Origin of the sequence: Paenibacillus sp. MZ04-78.2, assembly GCF_024213375.1 — a bacterium.
Lineage (GTDB): Bacteria > Bacillota > Bacilli > Paenibacillales > NBRC-103111 > Paenibacillus_G.
This window is the reverse complement of record NZ_JANAVJ010000023.1, coordinates 1-16307: the sequence shown is the minus strand read 5'-3', so window position 1 is coordinate 16307 and position 16307 is coordinate 1. Positions and strand designations below refer to the sequence as shown.

The following is a 16307-nucleotide window of genomic DNA, read 5'->3' as shown; positions in this document are numbered from 1 at the left end:
CGTTGCGATGAGCCCGCATCATGGTCAGATGGTGTATACGTCTCATCTCGCAGCATAGCGGCACGCGCGCCGGACAGCCGGGATACGACAGCATGTACGACTTGAACAACGACGGCGTCATCGACAACACGGACTTGCAGTATGTGGCGAATAAAGTTGCGGGTTGACCGCTTGATTGTTGAAGAAGGATAGTATGTGCGGGGATGTGAGCATAAACGATAAATCGCGCAGCTTCGCTCCTTTTCGACACTGAAAAAGCGTTTCACGGGGAACATTGTATAAAAAAGTCCTTTCCGGTCGAACGAAAGGCGGCGGACCGGTAACGGCGACGCCGGTACGTCCGCTTAGAACAAACAACCCCTTCTTCCGCTGCGGATCGAAGGGGTTGTCTATAGGGCAAACCGATTACCCGCGAGAAGACGCCAGGCTCGGAATCAGTTCACCCACTGCACGACTTGCTCAAGCGATTGTCTTGTTTTGGGCCGGGGTTCGGCCACGCGGTAGCCGAAAGCGGCCATGCAGGAAATGCCGAAGTTGCCTTGAAGAATCCCTTCTTCTCGAAGCACCTGCTCTACTTTAGCCTTGTCGAATCCTTCGATCGGGCAAGAATCGATGCCGATTTGTGCGGCTGCCGTCATCATGTTGCCCAAAGCAATATAGGTCTGCCGGGCTGCCCATTCGAACATCACGCGTTCGTTGTCGAGCAGGTCGAAATCTACTTCCAGAAACTTGTGATAGATATTGGTAAAGTAGGCGCGGATCTCTTCCGGGTACTGCTTGACGTTCGTCAGCATGTTTTGAATATAGTCGGAATCGGCGACCATATCGGCTTTCGTGCGGGAGAGGATGACGACAAAATGGCTGGAGGTCGGCAACTGCTTGGACGCTCCCCAAGTGACTGGCAGCAGCTTTTCGCGAATTGCGGGATTCTGCACGACGACAAATTTCCACGGCTCAAAGCCGAAGGAGCTTGGCGACAGCCGTCCCGTCTCCAGAATGAACTGGAAATCGGCGTCGCTGATCTTTTGGCTGCTATCGAATTCCTTGCACGCATGTCTGAACTGAAACGCCTCTAAAATTTGCTGTTTTCTTGCTTCCATTGGTAACGCCTCGCTTTCAATGATTTCGATGAGTTCCTGTTTAGCATTATAACCTCCAGCATCCAAATACGTAAGTACGCACATTTTTGTTATATAGTTCTCATTTGTATACTGTGATGGCAAAGAGGCCGCGGGCAACATAAGGGTTAAGATGCGGCGGCCTTCGCTTCCCGGACAAACTCGACGCGCACCTTGAAATAGTCTCCGTCGATGTCGATGCGAAGCTGTCCGCCTTGCAGCTCGACGATGCTTTTCGCAATAGCAAGCCCGAGGCCCGAGCCTTCGGTATTCCGCGACGGGTCCCCCCGCTTGAACCGCTCGAAAATTTCGTCCACATCGAAATTAAGCTCGTAGGCGGCTACGTTGCTGATCGTGAAGACGACTTTGTCCGCTTCTTCGGTTAACGTGAGGTGAACCCGGGTATGCGGCATCGCGTATTTGAGCGCATTGCTGATCAGGTTCTCGAAGACGCGCCATGTCTTGCGCCCGTCCAGCGGAGCGGTTACCTTCGGGTTTTCCACCCGGACGCGAAAGGTGAGCGTGGAAGCCTCGATTTTATCGCTGAATTCGGCCAATGCCTGCTCCAGCAGGTCGGTGACATTGATGTTTTCCACCGCCAGTTCCACGGACCCGCTTGCCATTTTAGACGCTTCGAACAAATCGTCGATCAGCACCTTCAGCCGCTGCGTTTTCCGGTCCAGGATCTCGACATAGCTCGCTACGGTCTCTGGTGGCAGGTCCTTATGCTTGAGCAAATCGACATAGTTCATGATTGAGGTGAGCGGCGTTTTCAGATCGTGGGATACGTTCGTAATCAGCTCGGATTTCAACCGTTCGCTCTTTGTCTCTCGTTCGACGAAAGTCTTAATGCTCTGCTTGATGTTGTTCAGCAGGTGCGCCAGCCGGGCCAGATTGCCGCGGCCCTTCTCCTCGATCGTATAGTCGAACCGGCCGGAGGCGATGGCTTCCGCGCCGGTCAGGATGCGGAGAGACTTTTATCAAAAAAGCTACCCGTTTTCTTACGAATTTCTTACGAAGGGAAATTGGAGAACCGCGCAGGCTAGTTCCGGCAGGTTTATTGCTTCCCCGCTATTGACCTTCACCTCAATTAAATTTATACTAAGTCTAAATACTATTCAAGGGGTGAGCCTGATGAGCAGATTGAATTTAACCACGCAGCGCAAAACGATTCTGGATCTGATCCAAAGCTGCGAGGATCATCCGACGGCGGCCGAGATTATGGAGCGGCTGCGTACGAACGGCCACCAATTTGCTTATGGCACGGTGTACAACTCGCTTCGGTACTTGACGGACGCGGGGCTGATTCGAGAACTTAAGCTAGGGGAGACCGCCTGTCGTTACGATGGACGAACGGAAGACCATTACCATATCGTGTGTAAAAAGTGCGGGCGGGTCGATGAAGTGCTGTCCGCGCCGCCTGCCGAATGGATTCGGGAGGTTGCCGCGAAAACGAACTACGACGTGCATCACAGCCAAGTCGTCTTCGAGGGGGTATGCAATTCATGCAAACATCCGAACGCATAATGAAGCCGCTCATGCAAGCGGGTTATTCGCAAACGGAGGGCGCCGGAATGGCCGACGCGGATCGGCTTGCCGAACGCCCGGCGGCGTCTATGGCTTCAAGCACAGGAGAGACGGGCGGGACGAGGCCTTTCCTGTGCATCTCAACGAAGCGCGTAGCCGTCATCAGTCCGTTCCCGGGCTCGCTGCATCCGCTGATCAACGGACTGGCGGGCGAGTGCTACGACGTTCTCGTATTTCACCGGTTCGAAGCCCAGGTCATGAATGCGTTGGCTGTCGATCTGTTCGTGTTCGACGTGACAACAGCGGACTGGGAAGGCGTGGCCGGCATTCGGGAGGCGTTAGCTTCCGATCCGAAGAAGCAGGCCCGTTCGGTGCTGCTGGTCGGCGAGCGGGAGATGGCGGATAACGGCTTCGCCGGACTCGGGGAGCTGCTGCCGTGGCCGACGGGTCTACAGGAGGCGATGTACCGTATTGAGTGCAAGCTCAGCGGTCTGGCCGATGCGGAAGAAGGGAACAGCGTCGGCAGCTTCAAGGATTTGCAGATCGACATCAAGAAAATGACGGTCCAGCGCGGCGGTGTTCGTATCGAATGCACGAAGACGGAATACGAGATTTTGCTGATGCTACTCGAAGCGCAAGGGGCCGTGATGTCGCGCGACGAGATCATGGACCGCATCTGGGGCAGCTCGTTTGCCGGCGGCAGCAACGTCGTCGACGTTCATGTGAAAAGCTTACGCAAAAAACTGGGCGACAATCCCGCCGCACCGCAGTACATCGCAACGGTGCGCGGGGTCGGGTACAGGCTGGCCGACTAACAAGTCGGCCGCCCGCTTCATCCGATCTTCATGAAAAACTCACGGGATGCTCATGATTCCGTCATGCAGCGATGGTACAATGAGGTCATAACTTAGATCAAGTCTAAATATAAATGGAAGGTGAGATCAAGATATGAACCATCGTTTGACGACCAATCAAGGCGCTCCCGTGGGAGATAACCAGAATTCGCGTACGGCCGGCCGCCGCGGACCGACACTGTTGGAGGATTACCATCTACTGGAGAAGCTGGCCCATTTTGACCGGGAGCGTATCCCGGAGCGGGTCGTACATGCTCGCGGCGCAGGAGCGCACGGGGTATTCCGCGTCGAGCAGAGCATGAAGCCTTACACGAAGGCGCATTTTCTGCAAGAGCCCGGGCAGGAGACGCCCGTATTCGTTCGGTTCTCCACCGTGATCCACGGTACCGGCTCGCCGGAGACGGCCCGTGATCCGCGCGGATTCGCCGTGAAGCTGTATACGGAAGAAGGCAATTATGACATTGTCGGCAACCATTTGCCGGTATTTTTTATCCGCGACGCGCTGAAATTCCCGGATATGGTCCATTCGCTTAAGCCCGCACCGGACACCAATATTCAGGACCCTGCAAGGTACTGGGACTTCATGACGCTGTCGCCGGAATCGACGCATATGCTGACCTGGTTGTTTTCGGATCACGGCACCCCCGCCAATTACCGGCAAATGGACGGCTTCAGCGTACATGCGTTCAAATGGGTGAATGCGGAAGGGAAAGTAACGTACGTCAAATACCACTGGAAATCGCTGCAAGGCGTTGTGACTTTGTCGGCTGACGAGGCCCAGGACGTGCAGGGCAGGGACTTCAACCACGCGACGAGGGATTTGTTCGAACGGATAAGGGAAGGGGACTTCCCGCAGTGGGCGCTGCATGTGCAGCTGATGCCGCCGGAGGACTTGGACCGGTGGGGCTTCGACCCGCTCGACGCGACGAAAGTATGGCCCGAGGATGCGTACCCGCTGCACCGGATCGGCACCATGACGCTGAAGTGGAACCCGGATAATTTCTTCGCCGAGGTCGAGCAGTCCGCCTTCTCGCCGAGCGCCTTGGTGCCGGGGATTGAGCCTTCCGAGGATAAGCTGCTGCAAGGCCGTCTGTTCTCCTACCCCGATACGCAGCGGTACCGGCTCGGCGCGAACTATCTGCAGATTCCAATCAACTGCCCGTATGCGCTGGTCCGCAACGATCAGCGGGACGGAGCGATGAACGTGAAGCAGGATAAGTCCACGGTCAACTACGAGCCGAACAGCGCTTCCGGCAGTCCGCAGGAAGACCCGGCCTATGCGGAAAGCGAAGCGCCGCTGACAGGCCCCGCGCTCCGGCAAAAAATCGAGAAGACCGAAGATTTCACGCAGGCCGGCGAGCGGTACCGCAGCTATACGAAGCAGGAACAGGACAACCTGATCCGCAATCTGGTCAACGATCTGAAGCAGACGAGCCAGGACATCCAGCTGCGCGCGATCTGCAACTTTTACCGGGCGGACGCCGAGTACGGGATGCGGCTCGCGCAGGGGCTCGGTATCGAGATCGAAAGCTTCCTTCCGCGCTCGAACTAATGGGCAGGCAGACATCGCGAGCATAGGCGCAAGGAGCGCACCGAAGGGGTGAAATGGAAACGAAGTCCCGTCCGTGGAGAAAATGCCGTCGAATGCTGCCGTAGAACTTTGTCCTTACCGGTTTACATGCGCTGAGAAGCTTTGCCTTGTCCATCTTGGCCGGAGCTTAGAAATACGACCCCTTTACCGCAGGCAGATGCCTGCTGAGCAAGGGGTTTTTGTGTGTTCAGCCGGACAAGGTGGGCGGCAAGCCGATGCGTATTTATGCACATAATTTTCGGCAGACGAGGGATAATGACTCCTAGCTGACAAAAACAAGAAGGAGTGAGCCCAACCCTTGAAACGTATTGCAATCGCCACCATCCTGCTGGCCGGTCTGCTGGCCGCCGTCCCGGTCCAAGCGGCTGCCGCAGGGGACGGCGCCTATCATTTCGGGTTCAAGAAGAGCAAGAACGGCAGCCGTCCCTCCATCAACGAAGAAGGCTTTAAGCCCACTGTGGAGAAGCATGGGGCTATTTTTCTCGGGGATACGACGCAGAAGGAGCTGTATCTCACCTTCGATAACGGCTACGAGAACGGGTATACCGCCCGCGTGCTCGACGTGCTGAAGGAAAAGAAGGTCCCCGCGATCTTCTTCGTCACCGGGCATTACATCAAGGATCAGCCGGAGCTGCTGCGGCGCATGGCGGCCGAAGGCCACTTGATCGGCAACCATTCCTGGAGCCATCCCGATATGACCCAGATTTCGAGCGACAAAATCAAGGACGAGCTGGAGAAAGTAAAGGCGGACGCGACCCAAATTACCGGACGACAAACGATGACTTATCTGCGCCCGCCACGGGGCATTTTCAACGACCGCAGCCTCGCCGTAAGCAAGGAGCTCGGGTATACGAGCGTGTTCTGGTCGGTCGCGTACAAGGACTGGGATACGAGGGCGCAAAAGGGGGCCGACTACGCCTACAACCAAGTCATGGCTCAGCTCCACCCCGGGGCCGTTATCCTGCTGCACACGGTATCCAAGGACAACGCGGACGCGCTAGGGAGAATCATCGACGGGGCCCGGCAGCAGGGCTACGAATTCAAAAGCCTGGATCAGTTGACGGTCAAGTCTTACTAGCGGAGGGATGTCGGAACGTCCCGTGCCGTGCGGGGAGCCGCTCCCGCCGCAGCAAGCGTCTCGGAGCGCGAGTTTCGGCGGGATGAAGGCTTATTTGCCGTTCCGACTCACCTCTTATTCGGGAAATGACTATTTTTTTCTAACTAAAGGCATTTCAAATCGCTTTTATCGCAAAAAATCCGAACAATCACTTGCGGAATCGTAAATTCTTATGTATTATTAAACTGCGTCTCATCACAAAAAGCCGGTTGCTCTTGAAGGTGAACGAATGCCCCTGATCGACACGAATGAGAATAAAAAGAAGCTGTGCCACCTGTACAACGAAATCTCGAAGAGCTTGTTCGGCTTCGGGACGACATTGCTGCGGGTTACGATCGACGACCGGATCATCACGTATTATGCCAAGCATCGTCGTTCGCCGCGCTCGGATGCGCTCGAAGGTGAAGCGCCTACGTTGAAGCACGAGGTCGACTTTTACATGTCTTCGATTTATAAGAAGAAGCTTCGGGAGAAGCTGGAGCAGGAGTTCGGGCTGGAGATCGAAGCGCTGCTGAGGGATTACGACCCGGCGACGCAGTGGGCGATTACGAACGTGATTCTGCACGAACCGAAATAACAGGCCGGAGCCGCGGCGTTGATCTATCATCGAGCGGACCGCATGCATTGCCATAGATGCCGCTTATCTTTGTTTACGAAGAAAAAGCGCTCTTACGTAGAAGACTTATTTCTATTTAAGGGCGTTTTTTCTTTTTTAAAATAGTATACTGCTAAACGTTTCTACAAATCTTAAATCATGGATACAGGGATGTTTCCCACTGGAGGATGAACACGATGATGAAAAAACGAATGATTCGCAGCTTGCTTTCCGTTTCGCTGATTGGATTGGCTCTGACCGGATGCGGCCAAGCGGGAGGAAACAAAGAGCAGGGCGCTGCGCCGGGAGCGGGCGGCGGGGAGCCGACCAAGCTGGTCATTTCCACCTGGGGCTTCTCCGAGGACTTCTTCAAGAAAGAAGTATATGCGCCATTCGAGAAACAGCATAACGTGAAGATCGTGCTGGAAATCGGCAACAACGCCGAGCGCCTGAATAAAGTGAAGCAGGGCAGCTCGAGCGTCGATCTGATCTATCTCTCGGACTATTACGCGCAGCAGGGCATCGAAGCGGGGCTGTTCGAGAAGATTGACCGCAGCCGCATCACGAACCTGAAGGATATTTACGACATCGCCAAAGCGCCGCTCGGCGAGGACTACGGTCCAGCCTACACGATCGGCCAGTTCGGCATCGCCTATAACCCGAAAGCGGCGGGTAAGGAAATCAAATCGTGGAGCGATCTGTGGAGCCCCGAGCTGGCGAAGAAGCTGACGCTGCCGAACATTACGTCGACGAGCGGCCCGATGATTCTGGATGCGGCTTCGACCGTGGCCGGCAGCTCGACGTTCAACGTGGATCAAGCGTTCGAGAAGCTGAAGACGCTGAATAAAAGCGTCGTGAAATACTACGGCCAAACGTCGGAGTTCGTGAACATGTTCGCCCAAGGCGAAATCGCCGCCGGACCGATCATGGAAATGTACGTGAAGGACTTGAAGGCCGCCGTGCCGGATACGAAGTTCGTTACGCCGCAGGAAGGCGCATACGCGATTATGAACACGGTGAACGTCGTGAAGGGCAGCAAAAACAAGCAGCTGGCGGAAGACTTCATCAACTGGCACCTGAGCAAGGAAGTGCAGGAGAAATCGGCCAAGTCCAAAATCGATTCGCCGGTGAACACGACGCTGCAGCTCAAGCCGGAGGAAGCGCAAGGCATTACGTACGGCGCGGACGTGGTGAACAAGCTGCGTAAGCTGGATATGAAGTTTGTCAACCAGAATCTCAAGGGCTGGATCGACCGCTGGAACCGCGAAGTAACGCAATAAGTAACGCAATAAGTAACGCAATAAGTAACGCAATAAGCAACGCGATAGCATGACCATAATCGAAACGCTGGACAAGGGTATATGATCCACATGTACCCTTGTTTTCTTATCGGGAGTAAGGAAAGGAGCTAACGGAGCGCATGAAACGAAAAGTAATCCTCGATGTCGATACGGGAGTGGACGACGCGTTAGGCATTCTGCTCGCAGTCAAGAGCGGGCAGTTCGACGTACTCGGCATTACGACCGTCAACGGCAACGTATCGCTGGATCAAGCAACAGCCAATACCTGCAAAATTTTGCAGCTGCTGGGCGCGGAAGCGAGTATCCCGGTCATCCGGGGGGCCGATCGGCCCTTGCTGCGTCCCCATTATTTCGAGCACCGGATTCACGGGGCGGACGGCCTCGGCGGGGCGCTGGGGGACATGGAGGTCCGCCGAGGCGCGGCCGAGGGGTTTGGGCCGGACTACATCATAGACCGCGTACGTGAAAACCCGGGCGAAGTGACGCTGATTATGACAGCCCCGCTGACCAATCTGGCGCTCGCGTTGACGAAATATCCCCCCCTTGTACACGACGTGAAAGAGGTCGTCGTCATGGGCGGCGTCGTCGCGGGCTTCGGGAACGTGACCCCGACGGCGGAATACAACATGTATGTCGATCCGGAAGCGTCCAAGCTCGTGCTGCGTGCCGGGTTCCCTTCCCTGACGCTTGTCGGGCTGGATGTGACCCGGCGCGCGCTGCTGAAGGATGAACATATCGCCGCTCTCGGCGATACGCCGATCGGCCGCTACGTGAAGGAGAGCACGGCCGATTACATGCAGCGCTACGCCGAACGCAACGGCGTCCGCGCCTGCGCGCTGCACGATCCGTTGGCCGTCGGGGTAGCCTTGACCCGCGAGGTGATCACGACGAAGCCCTATTACGTCGATGTGGAAACCCGCAGCGAGCTGTGCGACGGCCAGACGGTCTGCGATTTTCAGAACCGGCTCGGACAGCAGCCGAACGTTCAGGTCTGTACCGATGTGGACGCGGACGCCTTTCTCCGGCTGTTCGTGCAGACGCTGAGCCGGTAGCCCCCAATCCAGGAACAGGAGAACCGTTCGATGAAGAAATCGTATCTGTATTTGCTATTGCTGCCGGGACTGTTGTTCCTGACGGTATTTATGGCGGCTCCGATCCTCATTACGATCGGGTCCACCTTTTTCCAGAAAGGGACGGTGACGTTCGATGGGTACCTGCACTTTTTCAAGGACCCGTATTTTCTCAAAATTTTGCTGACCACGTTGCAGGTCAGTCTGGTGACGACGGCGATCTGCATTCTGCTCGGCTTTCCGGTCGCGTACTATATTTCCCGGCAAAGCCTGAAGAAAAAGAGCGTGCTGCTTGCGCTCGCGATCTTCCCGCTGCTCACCAGCTCGGTCGTCCGTTCGTTTAGCTGGATGATCGTGCTCGGCAAGAAGGGGCTGCTCAACACGGCGCTGCTCGCGCTGGGGATCGTACAGGACCCGCTGGATATTTTGTATACGCCGACCGCGATGATGATCGGTCTGATCCATCTGTTTCTGCCGCTGATCATCATCACGCTCGTCGGGGTGATGGAGAACATCGACGCCGATCTGATCAAAGCGGCAGAGAGCCTCGGGGCGTCCCGGTTCACCGCGTTCCGTAAGGTCGTGATCCCGCTCAGCGTGCCGGGTCTCATTATCGGGAGCATTCTCGTCTTCGTCGGCAGCTTGACCGCGTACACGACTCCGGCGCTGCTCGGCGGGAAACAGCGCGTCATCTCGACGTTCCTGTACCAGAACGCGATTACGCTGAACGATTGGTATTCGGCTTCCGTCATCGCGACGATCATGATGGCGATTACGTTCGTGGTCATCAGCCTGATGAACAAACTGGCCAACACTTTAAATCCGAAGGGGTAGAAGGGATGAAGGAGAACAACCGGGGCCTCGGCCTGTTTACGCTGCTTGTCTATATCTTTTTGCTCGGTCCGCTGGTCATTATCGCCTTCGCTTCGTTCGAGCCGGGAACGGTGCTGAAATTTCCGCCGCAGGGCTTTTCGCTCAAGTGGTACGAGAAAATCTTCGAAGTGGAAATGTTCATGAGCACGTTCAAAACGTCGATCATCGTCTCGATCCTGGGCAACCTGTTCGCGCTCTTGCTTGGCGTGCCTGCGGCCTATGCGCTCAGCCGCTTCGATTTCAAGGGAAAAGACGCCCTGAACAGCTTCTTTATTTCCCCTATACTCATCCCGGGCATCGTGCTCGGGTTTACGATGCTGAAGTATCTGATCGTCACGTACCATCTGCCGATCTACACGGCGCTGCTCGTCGGTCATACGGTCATCATGCTTCCGTTCATTATTCGCGTCATCGCCTCCAGCTTGTCGAACTTCGACTTCGCCATCGAAGAGGCTGCGCTCAGTCTCGGCGGCGGACGGCTCGGGACGTTCTTCAAGGTCGTCCTCCCGAACATCAAGTCGGGGATTATCGCGGCGATTCTGATCGCTTTTCTGGAGTCGTTCAACAATGTGGACATTTCCGTCTTTATGACGGGCCCGGGCATCAGCACGCTGCCGATTCAGATGCTGACCTATGTGGAAAATTATTTCGATCCGACCATCGCCGCCATTTCCGTGCTGCTCATGCTGTTCACGGCGGTGTTCATGTTCCTGATCGAAAGGCTGATGGGCCTTTCTTACTTTACCAAACGATAACGGAGGCTCGTACCCATGGCATTGCTATCCTTGGAAAATGTGTCGGTCGCCTATGATCACCAATATATTTTGCAAAACTTCAACCTGACGGTCGAGAAGGGGCAGCTCATTTCCCTGCTCGGCCCAAGCGGCTGTGGCAAAACGACGACGCTGCGGCTCATCGCCGGCTTCCTCGAAGCCAAAGACGGCAAGTTCATGCTGAACGGCAAAGATTACACGCGGGTACCGGTCAACAAGCGGAACTTCGGGTTCGTGTTCCAGAGCTACGCGCTGTTCCCGCATCTGTCCGTCTACGATAACGTCGCCTTCGGCCTCCGCCTGCGGAAGGTGCCGGAAGCCGAGATCAAGCAGCGCGTGCTTCGCATTCTGGAGGTCGTGAGCTTGACGGGCTTCGAGCAGCGGTTCCCCAAAGCGCTGTCCGGCGGGCAGAAGCAGCGGGTGGCCATCGCCCGCGCGCTCGTCATCGAGCCGGACCTGCTGCTGTTCGACGAGCCGCTCAGCAATCTGGACGCGAACCTGCGCGTGAATATGCGCGTCGAAATTCGCCGCATTCAGCAGGAGCTCGGCATTACGACCGTCTACGTCTCGCACGATCAGGAGGAGTGCTTCTCGATCTCCGACCGCGTCGCGATTATGAACAAAGGCATTATCGAGCAGTTGGACCGGCCTTCCACGATCTACAAATACCCGAAAACCGAATTCGTCGCCCGGTTCATCGGCTTCAATAATTTCATCGCGTTCGAGGAACGCCGCGAAGCCAGCGATGGCATCGAGCTCAAGGTGAAGGGCTATACGTTCCATGCCGCCCGACAGCCGGGTGCGGAAGGAACCGCAAGCCGGAAGGGCGCGATTCGCCCGGACGATATGCAGCTTGGCACCGCGGAGGAGATCGGACACGGGCCGAACCGGGTGAAGGGCAGCGTCAAGGTAAGCACGTTTTTGGGCAGAAGCTACCAGTACGTCGTGGAGACGGAGCTGGGGGATTTTACGGTCAACAAGGAAATGGAAGTCCCTTATAACAGCGGGCAAGAGGTGCATTTGCTGTTCCCTGCGGACAGATTGGTTCTTGTAGACTAACGACTTGGAGGTACCGGCATCATGCGAGTGGATTTACTGATCGAGAAGGTACACGTATACAACAGTTATTTTAAAAGGTTCGTTCAAGGCAACGTCGCCGTCTTGGACGGAGCGTTCCTCTATATCGGCGGGCGCGGGACGGAGACGTTCGAAGCGGGCGAGATCGTGGACGGCCAAGGCCGTTACATGATCCCCGGTCTGGTTGACATTCATCTGCATATCGAGAGCACGATGATCACGCCGGAGACGTTCTCGTATGGGCTGATCCGCAGCGGCGTGACGACCATCGTGCCTGAGCCGCATGAGATCGCGAACGTTTTCGGCCTGAACGGCGTGAAGCAGATGATTGAAGCCAGCCGCGACTGCGTGGCGGACATGTTCTACGCGATTCCGAGCTCGGTTCCGGCCACGTCGATGGAATCGACCGGCGGCACGATCGAGATCGAGGATATGGACGAACTGCTGCGTACGGAAGACATCATTTGTCTTGGCGAAATTATGAACTACGTGGACGTTATCACGGACCCGGATTGCAAAACGAACCGGATTCTGGCGCATATCCGCAAGCATTATCCGAAGCTCGTTATTGAGGGGCATGTTCCGAAGCTGCTCGATCTGGATCTGCACCGGGTCATCTATGCCGGGGTCGATTCGGACCATACGCATCAGACGATCGAAGGGATGGAAGCGCGCATCGGCGCGGGCATGTTCATCGAGATTCAGGAAAAATCTATGACGGACGAAGTCATGAACTATTTGATCCAAAACGACGTCTCCGAGCACTTCTGCTTCGTCACGGACGACGTCATGGCTGATTCGTTCCAGCGGCGCGGCCATCTGGACCATATCGTCCGCAAAGCGATTCGCATGGGCATGACGCCGGAGAAGGCGATCTACGCCGCGACGTTCACCCCGGCGCGCCGGATGCGGATGCACGACCGGGGCGCCATCGCCCCCGGCAAAATCGGCGACTTCGTGCTGCTGTCGGACCTGCGGGAGCTGACGATCGATCAAGTGTACAAGCAGGGCCGCAAGGTGTACGACGTGCGCGAGGCGTATGTTCAGAAAGAACACGGCCACGCATTCCCGGCGCACTACTACCATAGCGTGCAATTGCCTCTGCTGACGGAAGCGGACTTTGTCGTGCGTCCGGACGGCGCGACGGACGGCCGCCATGCGTGCCGCGTGATGCTGGTCAAGGACGGCTCCACCTTCACGGAGGATGCGCGGGGCGAGGTCGAAGTCCGGAACGGCGAGCTATGCTGGCAAGAAAGCCCGTACGCGCTCATCGCGACGTTCGAGCGGTACGGCAAGAACGGGAATCGGGCGTACGGCTTGATCGGCGGCGATACGATTCAGCGCGGCGCGGTGGCGACGACGTATTCGCACGACAACCACAACCTGCTTGTGGTCGGGCATAGCCCGGCCGATATGGCGCTTGCGGCTAACGAAGTGATCCGCGGCCAAGGCGGCTTCTGCGTCGTGGAAGCGGGCCAGGTGCTGGCGCACCTGCCGCTGCCGGTCGGCGGCATCCTGACCGAAGCGCCGCTCGACGAGACGGCGAAGGAAGTGGAGAAGCTGCGTAAAGCGATGGAGTCGCTCGGGTACAAGCACTACAACCCGATCATGTCGATCAGCACGCATACGCTCCCGGTCAGCCCGGCGCTCAAAATTACCGATCTAGGCCTGATCGACGTGAACGCGGGTAAGGTCGTGCCGCTGCTGGTCGAGGCGTAGCTGATAGCATATTGAAACCTCTTGTATGACGAAAAAACGGCTCTTGCCGCCAAGCTGCGGTCAAGGGCCGTTATGTTTGTACAGGTTCCGCAAAACGTTCATTGCGAAGCTCAAAGGATAATTAAGACTCAATGTCACCGTCCCCCTTCGTCTCTGACTCCAGTTGGAACGAGCCTGATCCCGGTAAGTTATCAACTTTGGCTGGTATCGGGCAGAGTTTTCTTTAACTCAGCATGTAATCTAGCATTCTCTCTCAACAAGCTTGCATTCTCTTCCAATAACTTTTGTACGTCTGGTATATTCTTGCCGGAAACCCAGCCATCCAAATCATTTTTTCCTTTATACTCTTTCAATTTTTCATGAATGACCCACCTAACGTGCCATTCTTCCGCAATATGAAATATGGATACATCTTCTATTACGGATTGCTTAAACTCTTGGAACTTCTGATAGTCTGCCGCTATTACAAAGTCGTATGGCTTTTGTCTTAATGCTTCATCTGTTAAAACAAGAGCGAATCTTGGTTTACCTAGTTCGCCGGCATAATCATATTCCCAATGCGTATAACTCTTCGAGTCATCGGGAAGCATTGTTCCATAGATTCCTCCGAGAATGAGGATATATACATCGGATTCATCGATCCATCTCCTAATCGTTTCCATTGGACTTTCCAAAAAGAATGGCTCTATTCCAATTCCAGCAGGAATGTGACCAGCTTTAAGTACAGCTTCTACAGCGACTTGACGTTCTGCAACTAGGTCAGCAAAAGTAGACGATATGAAGATTTGCAATTTTTTTCTCATGGGCCACCTATACTCAATGAAATTAATATAAATCATACCGTCGGCTCACTTTATTTGTCAATTTCGGCGCTGGGTCTTGAGTTATAATGTGGGGTAAATAAAAGATCAAGCTCCTTTTACAAGGAACTTGATCTATAAAAATTATTTTGTAAAGTTTACATTAATATCCATTGGATCAAACAAATGCCCAAGTGTCTTCTTATAGAATCTGTAGAGTTCTACAGGAGTTTCTCCATCGATTCGTTTATAAATCTCATGATTAGGATAACCGTCGTGCTGTCCAATAAACGTTACTTGCCCACTATTTCTATCAACAGAAATGTTGTATTCCCAGTCAATTGGAGGAGAGCCTGGAATAGCAGGATTATTTGACGAACCTCGGATATATAAAGACGCAGACGTAGGGGTTAAAACTGTGTTGTTATACGTGATGTTCTGGTCACTAGTCAACGGAAAACTCTGAATTGTTTCCGTTCCGGTTCTCCAATCTAAGGTTTTCATCCTAGTTGGTCCCACCGCTTTGTATACGTTAATTAAGGAAGTGTTCCAATTGATTACAATATGTTGGACCTGTTTAATTAGTTTATTATCATTTTCCGTCCAGTAGGTAAAATCACGGTTATTTCCTTCAAAAAAATAATGGTAATAAGGGTCGGTATGAGAGTGAATCCAATCTTCATTAATAAACGCTGCTACGCGTAACTCCATAATATTTGCCATTTGCACCATCTCCTATTTGGATTAAGATGAGTGATAAGGGCGCATAACATAAAGGTCGCCCACCCTAAAATGTTATGTTGATATCAATCACCTTCACCAATATAGGTAATCAGGTTTGGTTTTCTACAACCAGACGTTGAATTTTTCAATAGATTATTGCAATCCGTTTAGTGATAATAAAGTATTAGATCGAAGCCAAATTCTACACCTACTGTTCGATCTGCTGGGCCAAGTAATTGACATTCAGCGTCAGAAGCAAAAAAGATACCTAAATAAACAAAGAAATCGCAATCGCACTAATGGAGTGTTCACTTTTGTTTGATGATATGCGGAATGTGGTTTTAGTTACAAAATAATGTTATATTAACACTTATTCTCTTTATCGTATTGTCCATCACAAACTGCACTATTCTACATTATTAGTTATAGGGAGGGATTAAACATTAATATTAAAATGCGCTCTACATTAGTAGGTCTTATTTATGGTTTGGTGACTATGTTTTTTTTGAGTTTTATCATTACTTTGTTCGTGAATACTGCAGCTGGTGGCATGTCATTTGGGGGATGGATGTGGTATTTATTAACATCTATTTTCCCTGTCTCCATTATTGCCGGTATTTCAGGTTACTTCCAGGCTTTCAGAAACGTTCGTTTATGGGTATATTGGATTTTATGTGCTTTTCTAGGTTTTCTAATTCCCCTATTCATGGGTTCAGTTGGTGCTGCATTGATGCTGATTTTAGAATATGGCTTTGAGAGTGTGATGTACTCGTCAGCGAATAAAATCATGCACGATTACTTTAAACTAGCACCCAAATATGCCTTAATGGTACTACCAGTTGTGACCCCTTTTTTGGCTCTTTGGCTTAAAGGAATGCAAACTTTGCTGGCATACGTTGAAAATAAATTATAAGGCGTTTTATACGAATTTCTCAATGATTACAAAAATAAGACCCCAACTCTTGTATTTCCCCATGTCCATTAGAAAAACAGTATAAGGGGCAAGTAAAGGGCCTATTCAAAAGTAGTTATATCTGCTTTTGAAGGCTCTTTTTTTGCGGAAATTTCGGAAAATTTTATGTGGTTTAACGTCACGCCTGTTGATTAACCAGATACTGGTTTTTTGAGGTTTGACAAATAGACATGTTTTTCCAACACTTTGGTAGTGG

The 16307-nt window shown here is 53.5% G+C and carries 16 protein-coding genes and 1 pseudogene; 13 read left to right on the top strand and 4 right to left on the bottom strand.

What is annotated here, in order from left to right:
• Positions 1–20 precede the first annotated feature (20 nt).
• Positions 21–167, top strand: coding sequence for a dockerin type I domain-containing protein (locus NLX71_RS16440; RefSeq protein ID WP_254364896.1), 147 nt, complete (start codon positions 21–23; stop codon positions 165–167).
• A 267-nt stretch (positions 168–434) separates the two neighbouring features.
• Here the strand turns inward: NLX71_RS16440 and NLX71_RS16435 are convergent, their stop codons facing one another.
• Positions 435–1100: an NAD(P)H-dependent oxidoreductase gene (locus tag NLX71_RS16435; RefSeq protein ID WP_254364895.1), complete on the bottom strand. Its 666-nt coding sequence runs from the start codon at positions 1098–1100 to the stop codon at positions 435–437.
• A 146-nt stretch (positions 1101–1246) separates the two neighbouring features.
• A pseudogene (locus NLX71_RS16430) lies at positions 1247–2086 on the bottom strand (sensor histidine kinase); the annotation flags it as partial.
• Between the two features lie 166 nt (positions 2087–2252).
• On the opposite strand from NLX71_RS16430, the gene NLX71_RS16425 reads away from it, so the two are divergent.
• From NLX71_RS16425 to NLX71_RS16375, 11 genes are all read left to right on the top strand, one after another.
• Positions 2253–2645, top strand: a complete 393-nt coding sequence (locus NLX71_RS16425; protein ID WP_254364894.1) for a Fur family transcriptional regulator — start codon at positions 2253–2255, stop codon at positions 2643–2645.
• Positions 2624–3460 carry a response regulator transcription factor gene (locus NLX71_RS16420; protein ID WP_254364893.1) on the top strand — a complete coding sequence of 279 codons (837 nt, stop codon included), beginning with the start codon at positions 2624–2626 and terminating at the stop codon, positions 3458–3460. Before NLX71_RS16425 ends, NLX71_RS16420 begins: the two co-directional genes overlap by 22 nt.
• A gap of 133 nt (positions 3461–3593) precedes the next feature.
• On the top strand, positions 3594–5051 hold the full coding sequence (locus tag NLX71_RS16415) for a catalase (RefSeq protein ID WP_254364892.1): 1458 nt from the start codon (positions 3594–3596) through the stop codon (positions 5049–5051).
• Between the two features lie 337 nt (positions 5052–5388).
• On the top strand, positions 5389–6168 hold the full coding sequence (pdaA, locus tag NLX71_RS16410; protein ID WP_254364891.1) for a delta-lactam-biosynthetic de-N-acetylase: 780 nt from the start codon (positions 5389–5391) through the stop codon (positions 6166–6168).
• Positions 6169–6436: 268 nt separating this feature from the next.
• The gene (locus tag NLX71_RS16405; RefSeq protein WP_010500265.1) at positions 6437–6784 is read left to right on the top strand and encodes a hypothetical protein; all 348 of its coding nucleotides are present in this window, start codon (positions 6437–6439) and stop codon (positions 6782–6784) included.
• A gap of 215 nt (positions 6785–6999) precedes the next feature.
• Complete coding sequence (locus tag NLX71_RS16400; RefSeq protein WP_254364890.1) at positions 7000–8082, top strand: ABC transporter substrate-binding protein; 1083 nt, start codon at positions 7000–7002, stop codon at positions 8080–8082.
• Positions 8083–8222: 140 nt separating this feature from the next.
• The gene (locus tag NLX71_RS16395; protein WP_254364889.1) at positions 8223–9155 is read left to right on the top strand and encodes a nucleoside hydrolase; all 933 of its coding nucleotides are present in this window, start codon (positions 8223–8225) and stop codon (positions 9153–9155) included.
• Between the two features lie 30 nt (positions 9156–9185).
• Positions 9186–10007: an ABC transporter permease gene (locus NLX71_RS16390; RefSeq protein ID WP_254364888.1), complete on the top strand. Its 822-nt coding sequence runs from the start codon at positions 9186–9188 to the stop codon at positions 10005–10007.
• Positions 10008–10012: 5 nt separating this feature from the next.
• Positions 10013–10801, top strand: coding sequence for an ABC transporter permease (locus NLX71_RS16385; RefSeq protein WP_254364887.1), 789 nt, complete (start codon positions 10013–10015; stop codon positions 10799–10801).
• A gap of 15 nt (positions 10802–10816) precedes the next feature.
• Positions 10817–11878 (top strand): ABC transporter ATP-binding protein, encoded by a 1062-nt coding sequence (locus tag NLX71_RS16380; RefSeq protein WP_254364886.1) that lies wholly within the window; start codon positions 10817–10819, stop codon positions 11876–11878.
• 21 nt (positions 11879–11899) lie between these two features.
• Positions 11900–13615, top strand: coding sequence for an adenine deaminase C-terminal domain-containing protein (locus NLX71_RS16375; protein ID WP_254364885.1), 1716 nt, complete (start codon positions 11900–11902; stop codon positions 13613–13615).
• A gap of 191 nt (positions 13616–13806) precedes the next feature.
• Here NLX71_RS16375 and NLX71_RS16370 read toward each other — a convergent pair whose 3' ends face one another.
• Together NLX71_RS16370 and NLX71_RS16365 are read right to left on the bottom strand one after the other, a co-directional pair.
• Positions 13807–14418 (bottom strand): DUF4062 domain-containing protein, encoded by a 612-nt coding sequence (locus tag NLX71_RS16370; RefSeq protein WP_254364884.1) that lies wholly within the window; start codon positions 14416–14418, stop codon positions 13807–13809.
• A 141-nt stretch (positions 14419–14559) separates the two neighbouring features.
• Positions 14560–15138 (bottom strand): DUF3238 domain-containing protein, encoded by a 579-nt coding sequence (locus tag NLX71_RS16365; protein ID WP_254364883.1) that lies wholly within the window; start codon positions 15136–15138, stop codon positions 14560–14562.
• Positions 15139–15634: 496 nt separating this feature from the next.
• On the opposite strand from NLX71_RS16365, the gene NLX71_RS16360 reads away from it, so the two are divergent.
• Entirely contained in the window at positions 15635–16051 is a 417-nt protein-coding gene (locus NLX71_RS16360; RefSeq protein ID WP_254364939.1) for a hypothetical protein, read from the top strand.
• Positions 16052–16307: the final 256 nt, after the last annotated feature.